Here is a 1,085-nt window from a genome sequence, read left to right as displayed (position 1 = left end):
GGCGCGGCACGGACAGTCCGTGCCGCACCAACCGCTTCCCTGAGAGACGCCATGCCGAGCCCGCCCCCCGACCTCTCCCTGACCCAGGCCGAACTCGCCCGTCGCCACGGCGTCGACCGCTCCGCCGTTCACCGGGCTCTCAAGACCGCCTGGGAGAAGTACGACTCCGCCCCCGACCGGCTCCCCAAACCGCCTTCCCCGGTCAACCCCGGCCAGCCCCAGCCCCGCTACGACCCCGCCGAGTTCGACTCCTGGTGGCACCAGCGCCCGAAGCGCGGCAGACCGCCGGCGCCGAGCCGCACCGATACCACAGAGCGCTGACTCCCTGACCAACTGTCACTGCCAGCCCGTAGGTTGGGCCGGAATCGCCTATCGCCTCCCCATGCTCATCCGAGAGGACCCGCCCATGGGCCGCCAGAAGCCCGGCAAGCCCCAGAAGATCCGCCGCATCACCGAGGACGCGACCGCCGAGGGCGTAACGATCGGCAAGCCTCCGGTCTTCCAACTGCGCGCGCAGGCCGCGCAGATCCCCGGAGGCGGCGCCACGATCATCATGATCCAGCCCGTCACCGTCGCCCGCACCGCGGAGGACGGCACCCTGCTGAGCCCCGACGTCACCGAGTTCACGGCGCGGCACAACGGTGCCCGCCAACTCACCGTCCCCATCACCCTGGACCCGGTCGATCCGCGCTGGCGGGCCCGCCTGCGACTGACCGCCGACGGCAAGAACGACCTGCTGATCGGCGTCGGGGAGTACACCTTCTATGACGGCACCATGCCGATCCCGGATGGCTGGACCGACCTGGTCGGCGTCGCGGGCGGTACCGCGATGCTCGTCACCGGCCCTATCAAGACCCTGGCCGACATCGACCCCATCCTCTCCAGTGGACGCGCGAGCCAGGTCACCATTCCCCTGGACATCGTTCGCTGACTCACTAGTCGGTCCAGGTCTACCCACAGCGCGGGGGGGGCCCCCCGCGGGGGGCGGGGGCCGGCCGGGGGGGGGGGCGGGCCGGTGGGGGTCGGGGGGGGGGTTGTGTTAACGGCCCGTTTTGTGCCCGGTCGCGCGCCGCGGGGGGGTTTGG

The 1,085-nt window shown here is 71.9% G+C and carries 2 protein-coding genes; both read left to right on the top strand.

Annotation, left to right across the window (positions count from 1 at the left end; genetic code table 11):
- The first annotated feature begins 51 nt into the window (after window positions 1–51).
- Entirely contained in the window at window positions 52–321 is a 270-nt protein-coding gene (locus tag ACFXOZ_RS24620; RefSeq protein WP_380592706.1) for a MarR family transcriptional regulator, read from the top strand.
- 61 nt (window positions 322–382) lie between these two features.
- Entirely contained in the window at window positions 383–931 is a 549-nt protein-coding gene (locus ACFXOZ_RS24615; protein ID WP_380592704.1) for a hypothetical protein, read from the top strand.
- The last annotated feature ends 154 nt before the right edge of the window (window positions 932–1,085 follow it).

The organism is Kitasatospora sp. NPDC059160 (assembly GCF_042755465.1).
Taxonomy (GTDB): Bacteria; Actinomycetota; Actinomycetes; order Streptomycetales; family Streptomycetaceae; genus Kitasatospora.
This window is presented reverse-complemented; position numbering and strand designations above follow the sequence as displayed.

Coding starts and splice junctions, on each gene's coding strand:
- ACFXOZ_RS24620 (WP_380592706.1), top strand. CDS start 52: ATGCCGAGCCCGCCCCCCGACCTCTCCCTGACCCAGGCCGAACTCGCC.
- ACFXOZ_RS24615 (WP_380592704.1), top strand. CDS start 383: ATGCTCATCCGAGAGGACCCGCCCATGGGCCGCCAGAAGCCCGGCAAG.